Source organism: Phormidium yuhuli AB48, assembly GCF_023983615.1.
GTDB lineage: Bacteria > Cyanobacteriota > Cyanobacteriia > Cyanobacteriales > Geitlerinemataceae > Sodalinema > Sodalinema yuhuli.
In genome coordinates this window covers 1,594,114-1,610,318 of the sequence record NZ_CP098611.1, presented here as the reverse complement: position 1 = coordinate 1,610,318, position 16,205 = coordinate 1,594,114, and the positions used below count along the sequence as shown (strand labels likewise).

Below are 16,205 nucleotides of genomic sequence, written 5' to 3'. Positions count from 1 at the left end.
GTCGCAGTCCTTGCGATATAATAATCGAGTTTTTTGAGCCTTTCCTAAAACATGGCAAATCCGACCCTCCTTTTGATTAGCCTAATCACCCGCTTTTTTCGAGAACGATTCATTCAGAAAACTCGTAACTTAGACCCCGTTCAAGAACAGTTCTTACTGAACCTATTACGAGACTATCAAAACACAGAATTTGGCAAAGACCACGAATTTTCTACCATCAACTCCGTCGCGGAATTTCGGCAAAAAATGCCCATTCTGCCCTATGCCAGCTACGAACCCTACATCGAACGAGTCGCCCAGGGAGAACCCAACGTCCTCCTCCCCGATCCCGTCGTCTACATCACCCTAACCAGTGGCTCGACCGGCAAGAAAAAACTCATCCCCACCAGTCGTAAATCTCAAAGTGTGTTACGTCGGGCCAACCTCACCAGCATGGGGTTTGTGCAACAAGCCCTAAAACGTCGCGGCTTAAAATTCGGTAAACTCCTCCTCACCAACTCCGCCCTTATGTGGGGAACCACCGAAGGGGGCATTAACTATGGCCCCGCCAGTGTGGGGGTGATGCGCATGGATGAGCGACTCTATAAAATCCTCTTCGCTAATCCCTTTGAAACCCTACTCCCCGCCGACAGCGTCGCCCGCCATTACGTCGCCATTCTCTTCGCCCTGAGCGATCGCACCACCCGAGGGATGATTGCCAACTTCCCCATGTTGATTCTGCGGATGTGTAACTATCTCGAACGCTACGGCCCAGAGATGATCCAAGACATCGAACAGGGAACCATCGCCTCCTGGCTGCCCCTAGAACCCGAGTTACGCGCCACCCTAGAGTCCCTCCTCATTGCCAACCCCAAACGCGCCGCCCAACTGCGTCAGGTGCTGGAAAACGAAGGACGACTCACCCCCAAAAGCGTCTGGCCCGAGTCCTTTTTCGTCACCGCCGCCCGAGGAGGAACCTCCGACTTTTACTTCCGCCGCTTTCCCGAATACTTTGGCGATCGCCCCATCTTTGGCGCCGTCTTCTCCTCCGCCGAAGGGACATTTAGCATTTATCCCGATGTCGACACAGACGGGAGCGTCCTATCCCTAGAAACGGGATTTTTCGAGTTTATCCCCGAAGACCAATGGCAGGTCGAACAGCCACAAACCCTGCTTCCTCGGGAGGTCACCGTGGGCGATCGCTATCGCATTCTCCTCAGTAGCTATGGAGGCTTTTTCCGCTATGACATTGGCGACGTCGTAGAAGTGGTCGGCTTCTATAACCAAGCCCCCCTGATTGTCTTCAAACATCGAACCGGGGGCATGATGTCCTCCACCACCGAGAAAACCACCGAAGACCACGCCACCCGAGTCATGGATAGCCTGCAAGCCGAATTTAACGTGCGCTTCGAGGACTTTTGCCTAACCCTCTCCCCCGATGAATTTCCAGCCCGCTATCTTGTCAACGTCGAACTAGCCCCTGGAGACACCCTCAGTGATCCCGTTACATTCTTGCGCCGTTTTGATGACCAGCTAGCCGCCGAAAACACCCATTATCAAATCTCACGGGGTAGTGATATTCCCCCACCGCGCTTGCGACTCTTAAAACCCGGAAGTTATGACATTCTACGACAGGAACAAGTAGAGCGGGGCATTCCCGATTCCCAGTTAAAATTCCCCCATTTGACCGAAGACCGAGAGTTTTTAGCCAACCTGCCCCTTTCCCAAGAGGTGAGACTACCGGAGGATCGCCAATTAACCCCCCAAGATGTTTAATTATCTTGGCCAGAGACTATCCTGAGTCAAGAGTCAGGGCCATGAAATAAGGATTAGCCGGTGCAATCGTCTTGGCAATCACTTTTTTCTTTAAACCTGTTTATGTCTGTGCCTCTTGCCCTCTCCGTGAGTTCAGCGATGGCTTCGGGAGTCACCTCACCGGAGCCATCCCATTGGAATCAACAGGTGTACCAGCGCCTTAAACTGGCGATCGCCCTCGGATTACGTCGGCAAATCTTTCTAGCCGTCTGCGATGACCAAAGCCAAGGCAGCGAGTTGGCGATCGCCCTACAAACCGACGCAGATTTAAACCCTTCGACCCATCTGGTCAATCTACAACTCTCACCGTCAAAACTAGAGGTATCCGAGCAAATTCGCCAAGGATTAGCCCAGCACAGAACCCTAAGCCAAGGTATCTGTGTCCAATTGTTGGGCATTGCCGAACTCACTCGTCAATCGGCCAATTTACAATGGTCATTTCTGCGCCAACTGCGGGACATTCCCCGACAGTTATTACGCATCGAACACGAAAGCCCCTCCGACACCCTCGGCAGTTTAGTCTTTTGGATTTCTCGTCCTTGGCTGCACCAAATTCAGCAATCCGCCCCAGAATTTTGGCGTTCCTGCACCGGAGTCTTTGAATTTTGTAGTGAACCCCTCCCTAGCCATTATCCCCCTCAGCCTCGCTCCCAGCCTCCCTCCCAGGCTCCAGCTAAAAAACCCCCGCTCATCTCTACATCCGTCTCTGAAGCAGCGAGCCAAGCCCCCCTGCCTCCCCAGGACACCCTCACCATCTCTCCCTCCAGTACCCCGGATTGGCAGTCAGTGCCCAAATCCTTAGTGCAACTGGTCACCATTACCCAAGATGAATTACCCGGAAGTCGTCCCTTAGAACGGCTGCAACAGATTGAGCAATCCTATCGCCTGGGGGGCCACAGCGATCGCCTGGGAATTCAATATCAAGACTTAGGCAACCTCTACCGCGATCGCCTACAACAAGACTGTGACCTGATTAAATGCGCCCGCACCGGCATCGCCGCCTACGAACAAGCCCTGCAAATTTGGCGTATAACCCCCCCAAACGAGCCTGGCCGACTCCTAGCCACCTTTAACGATTTAGGAACCCTCCATTGGCTCCTCGGCCGCCATGAGCATCCCAATCGCCGTCTCCCGGCCCTAGAAGCCAGCGTTAACGCCTATCAAGAGGCCATTGCCAGCCTCACCCCAATTACCAAACCCGACGTCGAAGCCACCCTATATCACAACCTAGGCTCAGTCTGGTCTGACATCGGCCGTAGCCGCCAGCAAGCAGACGATTGGCAACAAGCCATCCATGCCTTTGAAGCCGCCCTGACCCATTCCCAGAGCCAAGCCAACCATCCCTCAGGTCAGGCCCAAATCGCCTCAATTCAGAACAATCTCGGCACCGCCTATTGGAGTCTGGGTCAATTCACCAACCCCAAACCCTACCTACAGCGAGCCATCCGCGCCTATGAAGCCGCCTTAACCTATTACACCCGCGATCGCGATGACATGACCTATGCCATGTTGCAAAGTAACCTAGGAACCGCCTACTGGACCCTCTCCGACTCCGGTAAATCCGTAGATATGTTGCAACGGGCCATTACCGCCTATCAAGAAGCCCTCCTCTACCGCACCCCCGAGCGATTCCCCGCCGGTTGTGCCGCCACCCAAAACAACCTGGGAACCGCCTACTGGCATCTAGCCCAACAATCCCCCCCAGACCAGGCCCTAGAGGTGTTACAGCAAGCCATCACCTCCTACCAAACCGCTATCAATGTCGCCCAATCTCAAACCAGCCTTAGTTTCGACCTCCATGCCACCCATAATAATCTCGGTCTAACCCATTACTACCTGGGGATGCATCCCCACTGTGACCCTCAACAACGGCTCAAAGAAATCGAAGCCGCCTTAGACGAGCATCTGATTGCCTTCAACGGCTGGCGATCGCAACCCCAGCGCCAAAAAGCCGCCGAAGATGCGATCGTACGCACCTTACGAGCCTGTTACGACCTCGGCGGCATGACCGCTCAATCCAAAGCCTTCAACCGAGTTCCCGCCACCTTGCTGCCTGAAATTATGGGGCGGTTGTAGAGGTGAACGGGGAACAGGGAACAGGGAACAGGGAACAGAGGGCAATAGCCAATAGGCAATAGGGGAGAATCCATCTCGGGTTTGTCCTCTGTGTCCTCCGTGACTCTGTGGTTCCCCTCTTGCCCCTTCCCTCCTCCCTTCTTTCCCCCACGTCCCGACCTGTGCTAAGTTGAAGCCGATGTTTCCTATATGGTGAAGCTTATGGCTCGTATCGAATTTGCCAAAGGTGTTAAAGAAGAAGTAGTCCCCGACGTTCGGCTCACCCGCTCCAAAGATGGTAGCAACGGGCGGGCTATTTTTTACTTCCAAAATCCCCAAGCTCTTGACCCTGAATTTGGTGAAGAAATCACAGGAATGTACCTGATTGATGAAGAAGGAGAAATGGTGACTCGGGAAGTCAAAGGTAAGTTTGTCAACGGTCAAGCTGAAGCCGTTGAAGCCATCTACCCCATTAAATCAGAAAAAGAATGGGATCGCTTTATGCGTTTCATGGAACGGTATGCCGAAGAAAATGGACTTGGGTTTTCTAAAGCCTAACTCGGTCATCTAGGGCTAATTCAAAAGTCGATGTCTTAGCCAAAACTAGATATCAAAATCCTTTAAAAAACATTGCTGTTTAAGGCGTTCAATCGGCGTGCAGTCAACACCGAAAACCGGGCCGCGAGACATCCCTACTCATCCCCCGGTTTTCAGTAGATCTGGATATCCGATGACTTATGGCGATCGCAGTACTAGCCATCGCCATAGGTCAACCTAGGGGCGTTTCAAGTCCAGAACCTTCATCTCAGCACCATTGCTCGTGGCAATGGGAGCCTCTCGCTGGAACAAATCAACGGCGCGAGAATAGACAGGGTCTGCCGACGTTCCCCGACGATGGCCCTCGCGACTTAACAGCAATTGCTGATCCCGTGTCATCTCCACACGAGTATCGGGGCGAATGCCATTTTCACTAATATCCGTACCATTGGGGGTAAAGTAATGGGCTACCGTCACCGCCAACCCCGATCCATCAGATAGAGAATTGACCGATTGCACCAACGCCTTACCAAAGGTCTGAGTCCCGATAATCGTGGCGCGTCCATTATCTTGCAGGGCCCCCGCCACAATCTCACTGGCACTAGCAGAGTTACGATCCACCAAAACCGCTAACGGTAAATCCGTCAACGCGGTGCGAGTAGCCTCAATGGCATCCACACGGCCATGGCGATCCACCGTACTGACGATCGCCCCCTCATTCAACCACATCCGGGCAATCTGAATACTCACACTCAATAATCCCCCCGGATTGCCCCGTAAATCTAGGACAAAGGCATCCACCCCCTCCTTTTTCAACTCTTCAATCGCGCGATACATCTGCTCATGAGCATGGGAACTAAACTCACTCAGGCGAATATATCCCACCCGAGTTTCTCCCTCCAAACTGAGACTATGATGAACCGCCGGTAATTCAATGCGACTGCGAACCAAGGTCACATCAAACTCCCGCTCTCCCCGTTGAATTCTTAGGGTCACCGGCGTTCCCACCGTGCCACGAATCCGCTGCGAGGCATCATCCACATCCATATGGCGCGTTGAATTCCCATCAATCGCCAAAATGCGATCGCCCTCACGAATTCCCTCACGACTCGCTGGAGAATTGGGGATCGGTTCCACAATCGAGAGAGACTGCCGTTCATTATCCCGTTCCAGGCGTAAGCCAACCCCCGAGAGTTCCCCCGAGGTTTGCTCATTCAGCGCCTCAAAGGCTTCAGGGTCTAAAAACCGAGTGTAGGGGTCATCTAAGCGGGCCAAGGCACGACGGAGCGCCGCATAGGCCTGTTCTCGGGAACTGTACTCCTGTCCGAGAAGTTCCTCACGCACCTGTTGCCAATCGATTTGACGAAAGGTGTCATCGACATAATCACGATTTACAATCTGCCAGGCCTCATCCAAAACGGCTTTAGGACTATCCTCAAAGCTCGCCGCCTGACTGGTACGACTCGAGAGAGGATTGAGCAGAGAAACGGCAGTGGTGAAAACGACAGTGCTGACCAGGGTCAGAGGTTGAACAATAGGCTGAGGACGATTCATGCGCTTCAGGGGGGGGGGGAAGAAAAACGATAACGGAGCTAAGCGGGATTCAAGGGGTGGCTCTTGGGGATGCTGATAACCATCTGAACGTTGACCTAGGAACCACTGTAGCTACTTTTAAGCGGTTTTAACGGTGTTTGCGATCACAATTGCGGCCTGATCTATCCTAGAAGGGAGACTTTGCAAGTAAAACAACGGCTATGACGGTTCAACCCCTGTCTACTTGGAACGCCACCCGAGTCAGTTTAATCACCGCGACTCTGGGAGCTATGGCCGCCGTCGGTCTGCAATGGGGCCGCCTTGAACAGGTGATGTACGAGCAACCCGAGCCGGTTCAGGAAGAACAACGCTTAGAACTGCAACTGGCCGTTCTCGAACAGTTGCCCAGTTTCGGCTTTGACAATGCCATTGCCAGCTGGATATTTCTACAATACCTGCAATACTTCGGCAATCAGGATGCCCGAGACATCACCGGCTGTCGTCTTAACTCCGTCTATCTCGATCAAGTGACCCAACGAGATCCCCGGTTTTTTATCCCCTATATTTTTGTCCCAGGAGGGGTCTCCTATTGCCAAGGCGAACCCCTAAAAAGTATAGAATTACTTGAGCGCGGTCTTGAAGCCATCACCCCAGATATTCAGGAAAACGTCTTTGTGTTAGCCCTCCTCAAAGCCCTAGATCGGTTCCTGCTTCTCGGCGATATTCCCGGTGCGATCGCCGCCTACGAACGGGCCGCCGACCTAGCCGCCGCCACAGAAACCTATGCCAGTTTTGCCCCCTATTATCGCCGAACCGCCCAATGGCTGCGGGACAATCCCGACAGTCTCCAGGCTCGCTTCATTGGCTGGCAAGATGTTTTCTTTAACGCCACCGACGAGACCGTCCAAGAGCGGGCGATCGCCGAATTAGAAGCCCTAGGTGCCGAGGTCATTCGACGAGACGACGGCTCCATAGAATTTCGCCCCCCGGGTAACTAATGAGTCATCAGCAATAGTAAATTAAGACCCCACTATGTCTAAACCCCAGCCCAAACTGAAGCAGGTTACAAGATGGTTTAGCCGACGGGGCCGATGGCGACAGGTCCGCCATATCATACTCGGGCTAATATTAGCCTTGACCCTTGTCACGGGAGTGCAAACCCTACGAGCCCTGAGTCATCGTCACCATCCCACCGATGGGGTCTTAGTTCTCGGAGGAAGTATTCGCCGAGAAATGTACAGTGCCGACTACCGGCGATCGCATCCCCAAATTCCCATCCTCATCTCAGCCGGGTCTGAGCCACCCTGCATTTATGCTATCTTCGAGCGTAACCAGGTCTCCATGGAGAACGTCTGGCTCGAAGACTGCGCCCATTCCACCTTTTACAACTTCTTCTACAGTGCGCCGATTCTCAAACGTTGGCACATCCATCATCTGGAACTGATGACCTCCGACAGTCATCTCCCCCGAGCCATTTGGATGGCCAAAATCATCCTAGGCGCTCAAGGAATTTGGGTGGACGCGAACATTGTTCCAGAGACGGGCACCCCCGGAAACCAGGAAACTCGACTGAAAACTATTTTAGACGTGACTCGGGCCGGACTTTGGGCCCTCATCAGTCACGTCTATCGTCCCTCCTGTCAAACCCTCATTCATCTAAGCGAGGTTGATTTAAAGAACTGGAACCTTCAAGAGGTGAGTTGCGAACATCAGGGCCAAGTTGACTTGGAGCCTTAAACCAATCCGGAAGCAGATCCAGGGCCTGTTCCATTCTCCCCTCAACTAACTCAGATAACCCCTCACCCAGACCAAAATCCTCCCCAGGAATCGACATCAACCAAGCTTGAGGACAATGATCATACAGCCATTGACTCATCCCCAGCAACGTCGCCGGAGTCAGAGAATGTCCCATCCCAGACCCTTGGCCCTCGGAGGTCACCGGATGAATCTCAACCCCAGTTCCCGAAACCGCCGCATCCACAAACAGAACCTGATCGACCTCAGACAAAGCGATCGCCAATTCCGGCGTTAACTGATGCTGAGGCAGCGATCGCACCCCAGGCAAATCCCACTCCGCCACCGCCGCCGCAATTCGTTGTCCCACCCCATCATCGGAGCGCAACAAACTCCCATATCCCACCACCAACCAAGACATCTCAGCCATAGCCCAACCAACCCCAAACCAACTCCGCCAGATTTTACCATCCCAATTTTCCCGAACACTGCTATAACAGTTAGCGGTTACCCCTGTCCCCCCTATTGCCTATTGCCTCTTCCCCCCTCCTCTTCCTCCGTGCCCTCTGTGCCTCTGTGGTGACCCTGTTCCCTGTTCCCTGTTCCCTGTTCCCTGTTCCCTCCTTCCCCCCATGAAACACCCACTTCAAACCCTACTCACCTGCTCCCTAGCCCTAACCCTTCTGGCCTGTCGCGAGCAAACCTCCACCCCCACACCGGCCCAAGTTGGCGATGTCCCCAATCAAAGCGACACCAACGACCCCCCACCCGGCATAGCTCAAGAAGACTTTGAAAAACGATTAGCCGGAGTCTGCCGCATCACCAAAATCTCAGAAGGGGAGATTCCCCTCTCAGAAAAAGCCGTCTTTGCCATCAGCCAAGCGCCACCCCATGGCCACGACCTGAGTGATGCCGGAATTATCCTGGTGCGGGACACTCCCGATACCAACTATGACATTATTGGCAAACTGCCGAACCCAGACGAAGAGATCACCGATGTAACTGCCTCCCATCTCAACGACAGCGCCTTAATTCTCTGTTCTCATGAAACCATCAACCCCAGTGATGAAGAAACCTGCTGGTATCTCAATGAAGAAGGTTGGTATGGGTCCCTCAGTAGCTATGGAACCCAGGCGAACTTCTACCTCATGGAAGCCCGAACCCTAGACCTTATCGCCCAGACCCAACTGCAACGGCCCGGCCCCGGCTGTCCCGACACTTGGACCCTACCGGGGAACTCCCGTCAACAAGTTCGAGATGCCGGGCCCATTGACATGAATCAGATTCGTAACTGGCTCAATAGTCTCTCCTAGCGAGGACTCGCCGAGGAGATACGACCATTCTGCTGGGGATTTGGCTGACTGGAGGGGGGAGGAAGTTCTAATTCCGGTTCCACCACCCGCCAGAGTTGAGCCAGGCGATTGGCTGGAATCGTCAGATGCAGGCGATCGCCCACCTCCAAGTCAGCCCCCAGTAACTCCCAGCCATGAAGGGTATCCCCCTGAGTTTCCAGATACAGCGGCACAAAATCCCCATTCGCCGCCGCCGACTTCACATCTTGGCCCAAAAAGGGATGCTGTGGTGTAATCGTTGTGGCCATAGCAATCCAGAGATTCCCCGCCGTCATTCCACTGCCAAAAATCTCCCCCCCGAGGGCAGCAGCGGCAAATGAGGGGGCAGCAATTTCCGTGGGACTGAGGACGGAGTTAAACTCAAACACCTCCTGAACCATCATGCCGAAATGAGCATCCCGGGATCGCACCACCACCCGCAAATCATTTTTGAGCCCCTTAGCCGTCAGAGCAATTTCCAGGTTCGTGGTGTCATCACTGCTCACGGCAAACAGAGCCGTTGCCCGTTTAATGTTAGCCGTTTCTAGGGTATGGGGCAGGGTCGCATCCCCATGAACCACCGGAATTTTCAGGGATTGAGCGGTTTGTAAAAAGCGACTATTGGGGTCGAGGTCGATCGCCACCACGTCATAGCCATTATCCTGTAAACTCATGGCAATTTTGATCCCAATTCCCCCCAGACCACAGATAATGTAGTGATTTTGACTGGGGATTGGGGCGGCCTGCCAGAGTTTACGGAAGCTCGTTCCCAACACCCAATCATTGAGGAGAGCATAGGCAATACCAATCACCCCAGCCCCGGCTAGCATCATAATCACCGTAAACACCTTAATGAAAGCCGGGGCAGTTTCGGCGACTTTTTCATTGCCCCCGGCCCCAGTAATCATCCCCACCGAGAAGTAGAGGGCATCGACTATGGTAATCTCAGCATTAATCGCCGTATAGGTGAGAGTGGCGATAAAAATGGTGGCAAACAAGACCAGGGTAATCGCCACGCTCGACTGAATTTGTTGACGTAGGGTTTTCAGCCAGCGGAAAAATTGCCGACTCCGTTCAATCAGAGATTTACGGCGAGATCCCACCGTCGGCTTGGTGGCAATAATGAGGCGATCGCCCACTTGTAGGGGTTGTTGTCGCAAGACCCCCGAGACGAGATCTAAATGAGTCTGCATCGGCAGATAATAGATCAACATCCGGGAGCGATCCTCCCAGAGTTCATCCAGGGTTCGTCCAGCCCAGGAATGGCCCTCATCAATATACTCTTCATGAATGGGCCAAGTTTGCTCAAATAACTGAAGTTGGCCAATGGCTCGATTGCCAAAGGCGGCAAAGGCGAACACCGGGGCCGCCAACGCTGAGACACTCATCGCCGTGTGATCAGCCAACGTATTATTGAGTCGTTCCCCCAATCGTTGGTTGAACAGGCGATTGACAATGCGGATATGGGGGTTCAGCAAACGAGCTTGCACCAAAACCGCTAGATTGACTGCATCATCAACCATGGCAAGGACTAAGGTTTGAGCCTCCTGAATTCCCGCCGCCAAGAGGGTGGCAGAGGAGCGCAAATTCCCCACAATCACATGATCCGTCTCCTGGGGAAGAGGCTCATCATGGATACCGATCGCCTCGATGCCCTGCTGTCGTAGCAGTCGGAAAATTTCGTAGCCTGTCGGGCCTAATCCACAGACAATAATCTGGGGTTTTCTCATCATTAAAGAGTGCTTCAAAGCCTATCTACCAGGTGACTTAGGAAAGCCATTGGCGAGCGATTCAGGTGGAACGGGTGACGGTTGACCCATAGAACCTCAACCGCCTTGAGATATTCTCTCGTAGGAGTGCCGCTGGTTTTGTAGTCTTAAACACTCAAACAGCGCCAGGATGACAGCGACGCCCCAGGAAATGGCCACAGCTCGTTAGAATAGATGAGGTTTATTTTCCTTTGCGATCGCCCCTGTTGCTCTGTTATGGCTTTTTCTTCCGTTGTTCGCACCCTGGGTCGCACTGCCCTCACCCAAGAGCTAACCAGTTCCTTGGAGCGTGATGGACGCTTGCAGCTAGATGGCGTTCCCCGCTTTCCCAAGGGTCTGATGGTATCGGCCTTAGCCCATCAACGTCAACAGCATCTCTGTCTCATCGCCGCCACCCTGGAAGAAGCCGGACGTTGGGCCGCGCAACTGCAAGAAATGGATTGGCCCCTGGTTCACTTCTACCCCACCAGCGAAGCCTCTCCCTATGACGATAGTGACTCGGACGAAATCACCTGGGGACAACTCCAAGTTTTGGCAGATCTCGTTCACCCCACAGCCCCCGAGTCCCCTCGCTGTGCCATTGTAGCCACCCAACGGGCCCTACAGCCTCATTTACCGCCCCCAGAGCATTTTGCTCAATCCTGTCTCCCCCTCAAACTCGGCCTAGAACTCTCTCTAAGCCAGCTTAAACGCCAATTGGCTGAGTTAGGCTATGAATCCGTGTCTCTGGTGGAAGCTGAAGGCCAATGGAGCCGACGCGGAGATATTATCGACATTTTCCCCGTTGCCGCTGAACTGCCTCTACGTCTGGAGTTCTTTGGCGATGAACTGGAGAAAATGCGGGAATTTGACCCCGTGAGCCAACGTTCCCTTGACAAAATCAGCCAAGTTGTGCTAACACCCTGTCAACTCAATCGAGGCTTAGAAGACGTCCTCGGGGAAGCGGCCTCAGACCTGTCTCCCAGCGCCCAAGTGGGGTTAGCCTTTGCCGCTCCCTCCTCCCTGTTGGACTATCTCCCCCCAGACACCCTCCTCGTTCTCGATGAACCCGAAGCCTGTCAGGGTCATAGCGATCGCTGGGTGGAGCATGTGGAACAGGACTTCCAAAGCCATCGCGATCGCCATCCTGACCTGAGTCCTCTGCATCGCTCCATCCAGGAGAGTCTGGGAGCCTGTCCCCTCGATCGCGTCGACTTGAGAGAACTGGTCTTGAGCGATCGCGAGGTCCAGGAGCAACCGGGGAAACGTCTCAACCTCGCCAGCCGCCGTCTCCCTAGCACCCCTCACCAATTCGCCAAAATCGCGCAAATTCTCCGGGAGGAACGCGATCGCGGCTTTAACATCTTCCTCATCTCCGCCCAACCCAGTCGCACCGTGGCCCTGCTACAGGAACATGACTGTAACGCCCAATTTCTCCCCAATCCCCGGGATTATCCCGCCGTAGACCGCCTGCAAACCCATCACGTCCCCATCGCCCTGAAATACGCCGGCCAAGCCGAACTCGAAGGCTTTATCCTGCCCACCCTGCGCCTCGTCATCGTCAGCGATCGCGAGTTCTTCGGTCAACATAGCCTAGCCAGCCCCAGTTACGTCCGCAAACGCCGTCGGGCCGCCTCCAAGCAAGTTGATCCCAACCAACTGCAACCGGGGGACTATGTGGTGCATCAAAACCATGGCATCGGGCAGTTTCTACAACTCGAAAGTCTCACCCTCAACGGGGAAACTCGGGAATATCTCGTCCTACGCTATGCCGACGGAACCCTACGAGTGGCCGCCGATCAACTCAACGCCCTCTCTCGTTATCGCCACACCGGTAGCGGCCATCCCCAACTCAATAAAATGTCGGGTAAGGCTTGGGAACGGACTAAAAACAAAGTCCGCAAGGCCGTCAAAAAGATTGCCATCGACCTATTGAAACTCTACGCCGAACGGGCTAAACAACAGGGATTTGCCTATCCCCAGGATATCCCCTGGCAACAAGAACTTGAAGATTCCTTCCCCTATCAACCTACCCCCGATCAACTTAAGGCGACCCAGGATATTAAACATGACATGGAGAGCGATCGCCCCATGGATCGGCTCGTCTGTGGTGATGTGGGCTTCGGAAAAACCGAAGTGGCGATCCGGGCTATCTTTAAAGCCATCACCGCCGGGAAACAGGTGGCGTTCCTGGCCCCCACCACCATCCTGACTCAGCAGCATTATCACACCCTCAAAGAACGGTTCGCCCCCTATCCCATTCAGGTGGGCCTGTTAAACCGCTTCCGCACCCCTGAGGAACGCAAGGAGATTCAACAACGCTTAATGACGGGGGAGTTAGATGTGGTGGTGGGAACCCATCAACTTCTAGGGAAAAGCGTTAAATTCAAAGACTTAGGGCTGTTGGTGGTGGATGAAGAACAGCGGTTTGGGGTGAGTCAGAAGGAGAAGATTAAGGCCCTTAAAACCCAGGTGGATGTCTTAACCCTCACCGCTACCCCCATTCCTCGGACGCTGTATATGTCCCTGTCGGGGATTCGCGAAATTAGTCTGATTACCACCCCACCCCCCTCCCGTCGTCCCATTAAAACCCATTTGGCCCGTTATGACTGGGAAACCATCCGTGGGGCGATCGCCCAGGAACTCGATCGCGGCGGCCAGGTGTTTTATGTAGTGCCGCGTGTTGAGGGGATTGAGGAGCGATCGGCCAAAATTCGTGAAGTGGTTCCCAGTGCCCGCATTGCCATCGCCCATGGTCAAATGGATGTGGCGGAACTCGAATCCGTGATGTTGGCCTTTAGTAGCGGGGAAGCGGATGTACTGGTTTGTACCACCATTGTCGAGTCGGGGTTAGATATTCCTCGGGTCAATACCATTTTGATTGAAGATGCCCATCGCTTCGGCCTATCTCAACTCTATCAATTACGAGGTCGGGTGGGGCGATCGGGGGTTCAGGCCCATGCCTGGTTATTTTATAGTCAACGTCAGCAACTCTCCGAGGCGGCCCAGAAGCGATTACGGGCCCTGCAAGAGTTTAGTCAACTGGGATCGGGGTATCAGTTGGCCATGCGAGATATGGAAATTCGCGGTGTGGGTAATCTGTTGGGGGCAGAACAGTCAGGTCAGATGAATGCCATTGGCTTTGACCTCTATCGCAGCATGTTAGAGGAAGAAATCCGTGAAATTCAGGGTCAGGCCATTCCCAAAGTTAACGATACCCAAGTGGATCTCAACCTAACGGCCTTTATCCCTCGCAACTATATCCCGGATCTCGACCATAAAATGAGTGCCTATCGTCAGGTGGCCACCGCTGAGTCCGGCGAGGCGTTGCAGGCGATCGCCCTGGATTGGCAAGATTGTTATGGCCCCCTCCCCAAAGCTGCCAGTCAGTTATTGCGGGTCATGGAACTCAAACAATTAGCCAAAACCCTAGGGTTCTCGCGCATTAAGCCAGAAGGCAAACAGCACGTCATCCTGGAAACCCCCATGGAGGAACCGGCCTGGGGACGATTAAAATCACATTTACCGAAACATTTGCAGTCTCGTTTCGTCTATATTACCGGACGGGTCACTGTGCGTGGCCTCGGCGTGTTGCCGGCAGAAAAACAACTCGACAGTCTCATTCAATGGTTGGAATGCCTACGTCCGGCCCTGGAGGACCTTGAAGATGCCGACAATTTAGCAGCCAGTGCCTCTTAGGGGGTCGAGGCCCCTGCCCTGTCATCGTCCCTTGCAGATGTAAACCTTGCCACGACAAAGCGACGCCCGAAACCCTGTTGTCCGGGGCGATCGCGCACTCCTCCCCCGAGGAATTTTTAAACCCTAGCCATGGCTCTCAACTCCCGAGGTTGAAATCGCTTAGGGTGGCGCACCATCTTGATGGTGCTAGGCAACACACCCACCAAGCTCGCTAAGGCATCATCCGGCAAACTGTTTACCGTTTCTGCATCAAAGTAATGTTCAAACTGTGCCAACAACATCTTTGCTCGTTGCAGGGGGACGGGGTTTTCCGTCAACTGCTCCGTCAAGCGAATCCAATGTCGGCGAATCGAGTAGGCCTTTTGCCGCTCTTCATATTCTTCTGGAGCCACCAAAGCCAAATCGCCAACAGGGATTGTGCGCTGGGTTCCCACATCGAAAAAGCCCCCCACAGCTGCCCCCGGCCCTGCAAACTCGGCATGATACCGCTTGTAAATAATTAGGCCATTACGACGGCGACTATCAACCGCCAACAGTTGACCGCTGTTGAGCTGGGAGATTAGCTCGGCAGGTTGTGAAGACTTAACGAGGCTTCGCGACATATCAGTAACTCTCGTTTCAGGAATGGATCATGCCGTAGGTCATGTTCAGGGGGCTATGGGAAAGGCATCTGCTCTTAGGGTAACCTAATCTGTCCCGAGACACCACGGGATTGGTGGTGAAGTTAGAGGCAGATGCGATGAGCGAGCATCCAGCCAACTCGCTGGACTAGCCGGCTAATTAGCGTTAGATGGCGGATAGAACTCATTTAAATCAGATAACATTGGGATAGTGTTTTCCGAGACTCGGTCATGCCCTTACGAAGCGACCTGCCACACCCCTATCCAAAATTCTATCAGAAACGACCACCGACCTTCAACTTAGCACACCGTCCCGCCCCAATTTCCTCCTAGGTTCAGAGTCCACATCGGGGATGAATCAGGGATTTGTACAGAAAAAGTTGGCGGGGTTTGCCGAACCAGGTCGTCCCCCAGGTCAACTCTACCCGTCGTAAGCGGTAGCCTAACTGGGTGTAGAGGGCGCGGGCGGGTAGATTGTTGTCGAGAACATGGAGATAGACTTCTCGGAAACCCCACTCTAAAGCTGTTTGTTCACAAGCCATTAGAAGCTGCCGCGCCACACCGCAACGACGAGCCTGGGGACGAACCGCTAGATTGGAGATATAGGGATAACTCAGTCCACTAAGACGCCATGCTGTTGGAGGACTAGACTTCAAACTCAGCTCAACCGTTCCCAACAGATGATCTCCACTCGTCCAACCGGCCGCCTCTGCACCCAAGCGATTGCCCTGAACAGCAACCAGACAGGTGTGGGGATGATGACTGGCCCGCAGGCGATGACGTAAATCTTCATAAATCCCCAAGCGAATCAGGGGCAGAAACCAAGTACGCCAGCCTTGAGTTTCATGAAAACTTGCCGCCAGAATCTCAGCCAAGGTTCGCAAATCATCCGAACTAGCCCGTCGCACGGCAATATGAGAGGCAAGACACCGAGGGTAAGAGGGAGGAGTTGACTGTCCTCGCGAACCTGAGTTGGGTTGGGAGCGTGCAGTGCCAAAAAAGTTCACGGGTCTAGTCGCAAAAATGAGAGATACCAACGATGAGGACACCAACGAATTGCCAACGTTGACATGAACTTTTATTGTAGCTGAATCGGTTGAGATACGACTGGCAAGCGGTTCGACAACTTTCGCTATACTGGCATTGATGTAACG

The 16,205-nt window shown here is 53.7% G+C and carries 12 protein-coding genes; 7 read left to right on the top strand and 5 right to left on the bottom strand.

Going from position 1 to position 16,205, the window contains the following annotated elements:
- Positions 1 to 51 precede the first annotated feature (51 nt).
- The 3 genes from NEA10_RS06880 (at position 52) to psb28 (ending at position 4,407) form a co-directional block, all read left to right on the top strand.
- A complete protein-coding gene (locus NEA10_RS06880) occupies positions 52 to 1,755 on the top strand; it encodes a GH3 auxin-responsive promoter family protein (protein WP_252664593.1) in 1,704 nt (567 codons plus the stop codon).
- Positions 1,756 to 1,857: 102 nt separating this feature from the next.
- Complete coding sequence (locus NEA10_RS06875; protein ID WP_252664592.1) at positions 1,858 to 3,870, top strand: tetratricopeptide repeat protein; 2,013 nt, start codon at positions 1,858 to 1,860, stop codon at positions 3,868 to 3,870.
- Between the two features lie 201 nt (positions 3,871 to 4,071).
- Positions 4,072 to 4,407, top strand: coding sequence for a photosystem II reaction center protein Psb28 (gene psb28 / locus NEA10_RS06870; protein ID WP_252664591.1), 336 nt, complete (start codon positions 4,072 to 4,074; stop codon positions 4,405 to 4,407).
- A gap of 216 nt (positions 4,408 to 4,623) precedes the next feature.
- On the opposite strand, the gene NEA10_RS06865 is transcribed toward psb28, so the two are convergent.
- On the bottom strand, positions 4,624 to 5,940 hold the full coding sequence (locus NEA10_RS06865; RefSeq protein ID WP_252664590.1) for a S41 family peptidase: 1,317 nt from the start codon (positions 5,938 to 5,940) through the stop codon (positions 4,624 to 4,626).
- Between the two features lie 200 nt (positions 5,941 to 6,140).
- Here NEA10_RS06865 and NEA10_RS06860 point away from each other — a divergent pair, with 200 nt between their 5' ends.
- Together NEA10_RS06860 and NEA10_RS06855 are read left to right on the top strand one after the other, a co-directional pair.
- Positions 6,141 to 6,917, top strand: a complete 777-nt coding sequence (locus NEA10_RS06860; protein ID WP_252664589.1) for a hypothetical protein — start codon at positions 6,141 to 6,143, stop codon at positions 6,915 to 6,917.
- A 34-nt stretch (positions 6,918 to 6,951) separates the two neighbouring features.
- The gene (locus NEA10_RS06855; RefSeq protein ID WP_252664588.1) at positions 6,952 to 7,656 is read left to right on the top strand and encodes a YdcF family protein; all 705 of its coding nucleotides are present in this window, start codon (positions 6,952 to 6,954) and stop codon (positions 7,654 to 7,656) included.
- Here the strand turns inward: NEA10_RS06855 and NEA10_RS06850 are convergent.
- Positions 7,568 to 8,083 (bottom strand): hydrogenase maturation protease, encoded by a 516-nt coding sequence (locus tag NEA10_RS06850; RefSeq protein ID WP_252664587.1) that lies wholly within the window; start codon positions 8,081 to 8,083, stop codon positions 7,568 to 7,570. The two genes, NEA10_RS06855 and NEA10_RS06850, sit on opposite strands and share 89 nt — an antisense overlap.
- 202 nt (positions 8,084 to 8,285) lie before the next feature.
- Between NEA10_RS06850 and NEA10_RS06845 the strand changes: the two genes are divergently transcribed.
- A complete protein-coding gene (locus NEA10_RS06845; protein WP_252664586.1) occupies positions 8,286 to 8,966 on the top strand; it encodes a hypothetical protein in 681 nt (226 codons plus the stop codon).
- On the opposite strand, the gene NEA10_RS06840 is transcribed toward NEA10_RS06845, so the two are convergent.
- Positions 8,963 to 10,717 carry a potassium channel family protein gene (locus NEA10_RS06840; protein ID WP_252664585.1) on the bottom strand — a complete coding sequence of 585 codons (1,755 nt, stop codon included), beginning with the start codon at positions 10,715 to 10,717 and terminating at the stop codon, positions 8,963 to 8,965. The two genes, NEA10_RS06845 and NEA10_RS06840, sit on opposite strands and share 4 nt — an antisense overlap.
- A gap of 252 nt (positions 10,718 to 10,969) precedes the next feature.
- Here NEA10_RS06840 and mfd point away from each other — a divergent pair, with 252 nt between their 5' ends.
- Positions 10,970 to 14,431, top strand: a complete 3,462-nt coding sequence (mfd, locus tag NEA10_RS06835) for a transcription-repair coupling factor (RefSeq protein ID WP_252664584.1) — start codon at positions 10,970 to 10,972, stop codon at positions 14,429 to 14,431.
- 116 nt (positions 14,432 to 14,547) lie between these two features.
- Here mfd and NEA10_RS06830 read toward each other — a convergent pair whose 3' ends face one another.
- Positions 14,548 to 15,033: a hypothetical protein gene (locus NEA10_RS06830; protein ID WP_252664583.1), complete on the bottom strand. Its 486-nt coding sequence runs from the start codon at positions 15,031 to 15,033 to the stop codon at positions 14,548 to 14,550.
- 353 nt (positions 15,034 to 15,386) lie between these two features.
- The gene (locus NEA10_RS06825) at positions 15,387 to 15,959 is read right to left on the bottom strand and encodes a GNAT family N-acetyltransferase (protein ID WP_252664582.1); all 573 of its coding nucleotides are present in this window, start codon (positions 15,957 to 15,959) and stop codon (positions 15,387 to 15,389) included.
- Positions 15,960 to 16,205 lie beyond the last annotated feature (246 nt).

Bases quoted from the DNA above. Each gene is read 5' to 3' on its own strand.
- NEA10_RS06880 (WP_252664593.1), top strand. From the start codon at position 52: ATGGCAAATCCGACCCTCCTTTTGATTAGCCTAATCACCCGCTTTTTT.
- NEA10_RS06875 (WP_252664592.1), top strand. From the start codon at position 1,858: ATGTCTGTGCCTCTTGCCCTCTCCGTGAGTTCAGCGATGGCTTCGGGA.
- psb28 (WP_252664591.1), top strand. From the start codon at position 4,072: ATGGCTCGTATCGAATTTGCCAAAGGTGTTAAAGAAGAAGTAGTCCCC.
- NEA10_RS06865 (WP_252664590.1), bottom strand. From the start codon at position 5,940: ATGAATCGTCCTCAGCCTATTGTTCAACCTCTGACCCTGGTCAGCACT.
- NEA10_RS06860 (WP_252664589.1), top strand. From the start codon at position 6,141: ATGACGGTTCAACCCCTGTCTACTTGGAACGCCACCCGAGTCAGTTTA.
- NEA10_RS06855 (WP_252664588.1), top strand. From the start codon at position 6,952: ATGTCTAAACCCCAGCCCAAACTGAAGCAGGTTACAAGATGGTTTAGC.
- NEA10_RS06850 (WP_252664587.1), bottom strand. From the start codon at position 8,083: ATGGCTGAGATGTCTTGGTTGGTGGTGGGATATGGGAGTTTGTTGCGC.
- NEA10_RS06845 (WP_252664586.1), top strand. From the start codon at position 8,286: ATGAAACACCCACTTCAAACCCTACTCACCTGCTCCCTAGCCCTAACC.
- NEA10_RS06840 (WP_252664585.1), bottom strand. From the start codon at position 10,717: ATGATGAGAAAACCCCAGATTATTGTCTGTGGATTAGGCCCGACAGGC.
- mfd (WP_252664584.1), top strand. From the start codon at position 10,970: ATGGCTTTTTCTTCCGTTGTTCGCACCCTGGGTCGCACTGCCCTCACC.
- NEA10_RS06830 (WP_252664583.1), bottom strand. From the start codon at position 15,033: ATGTCGCGAAGCCTCGTTAAGTCTTCACAACCTGCCGAGCTAATCTCC.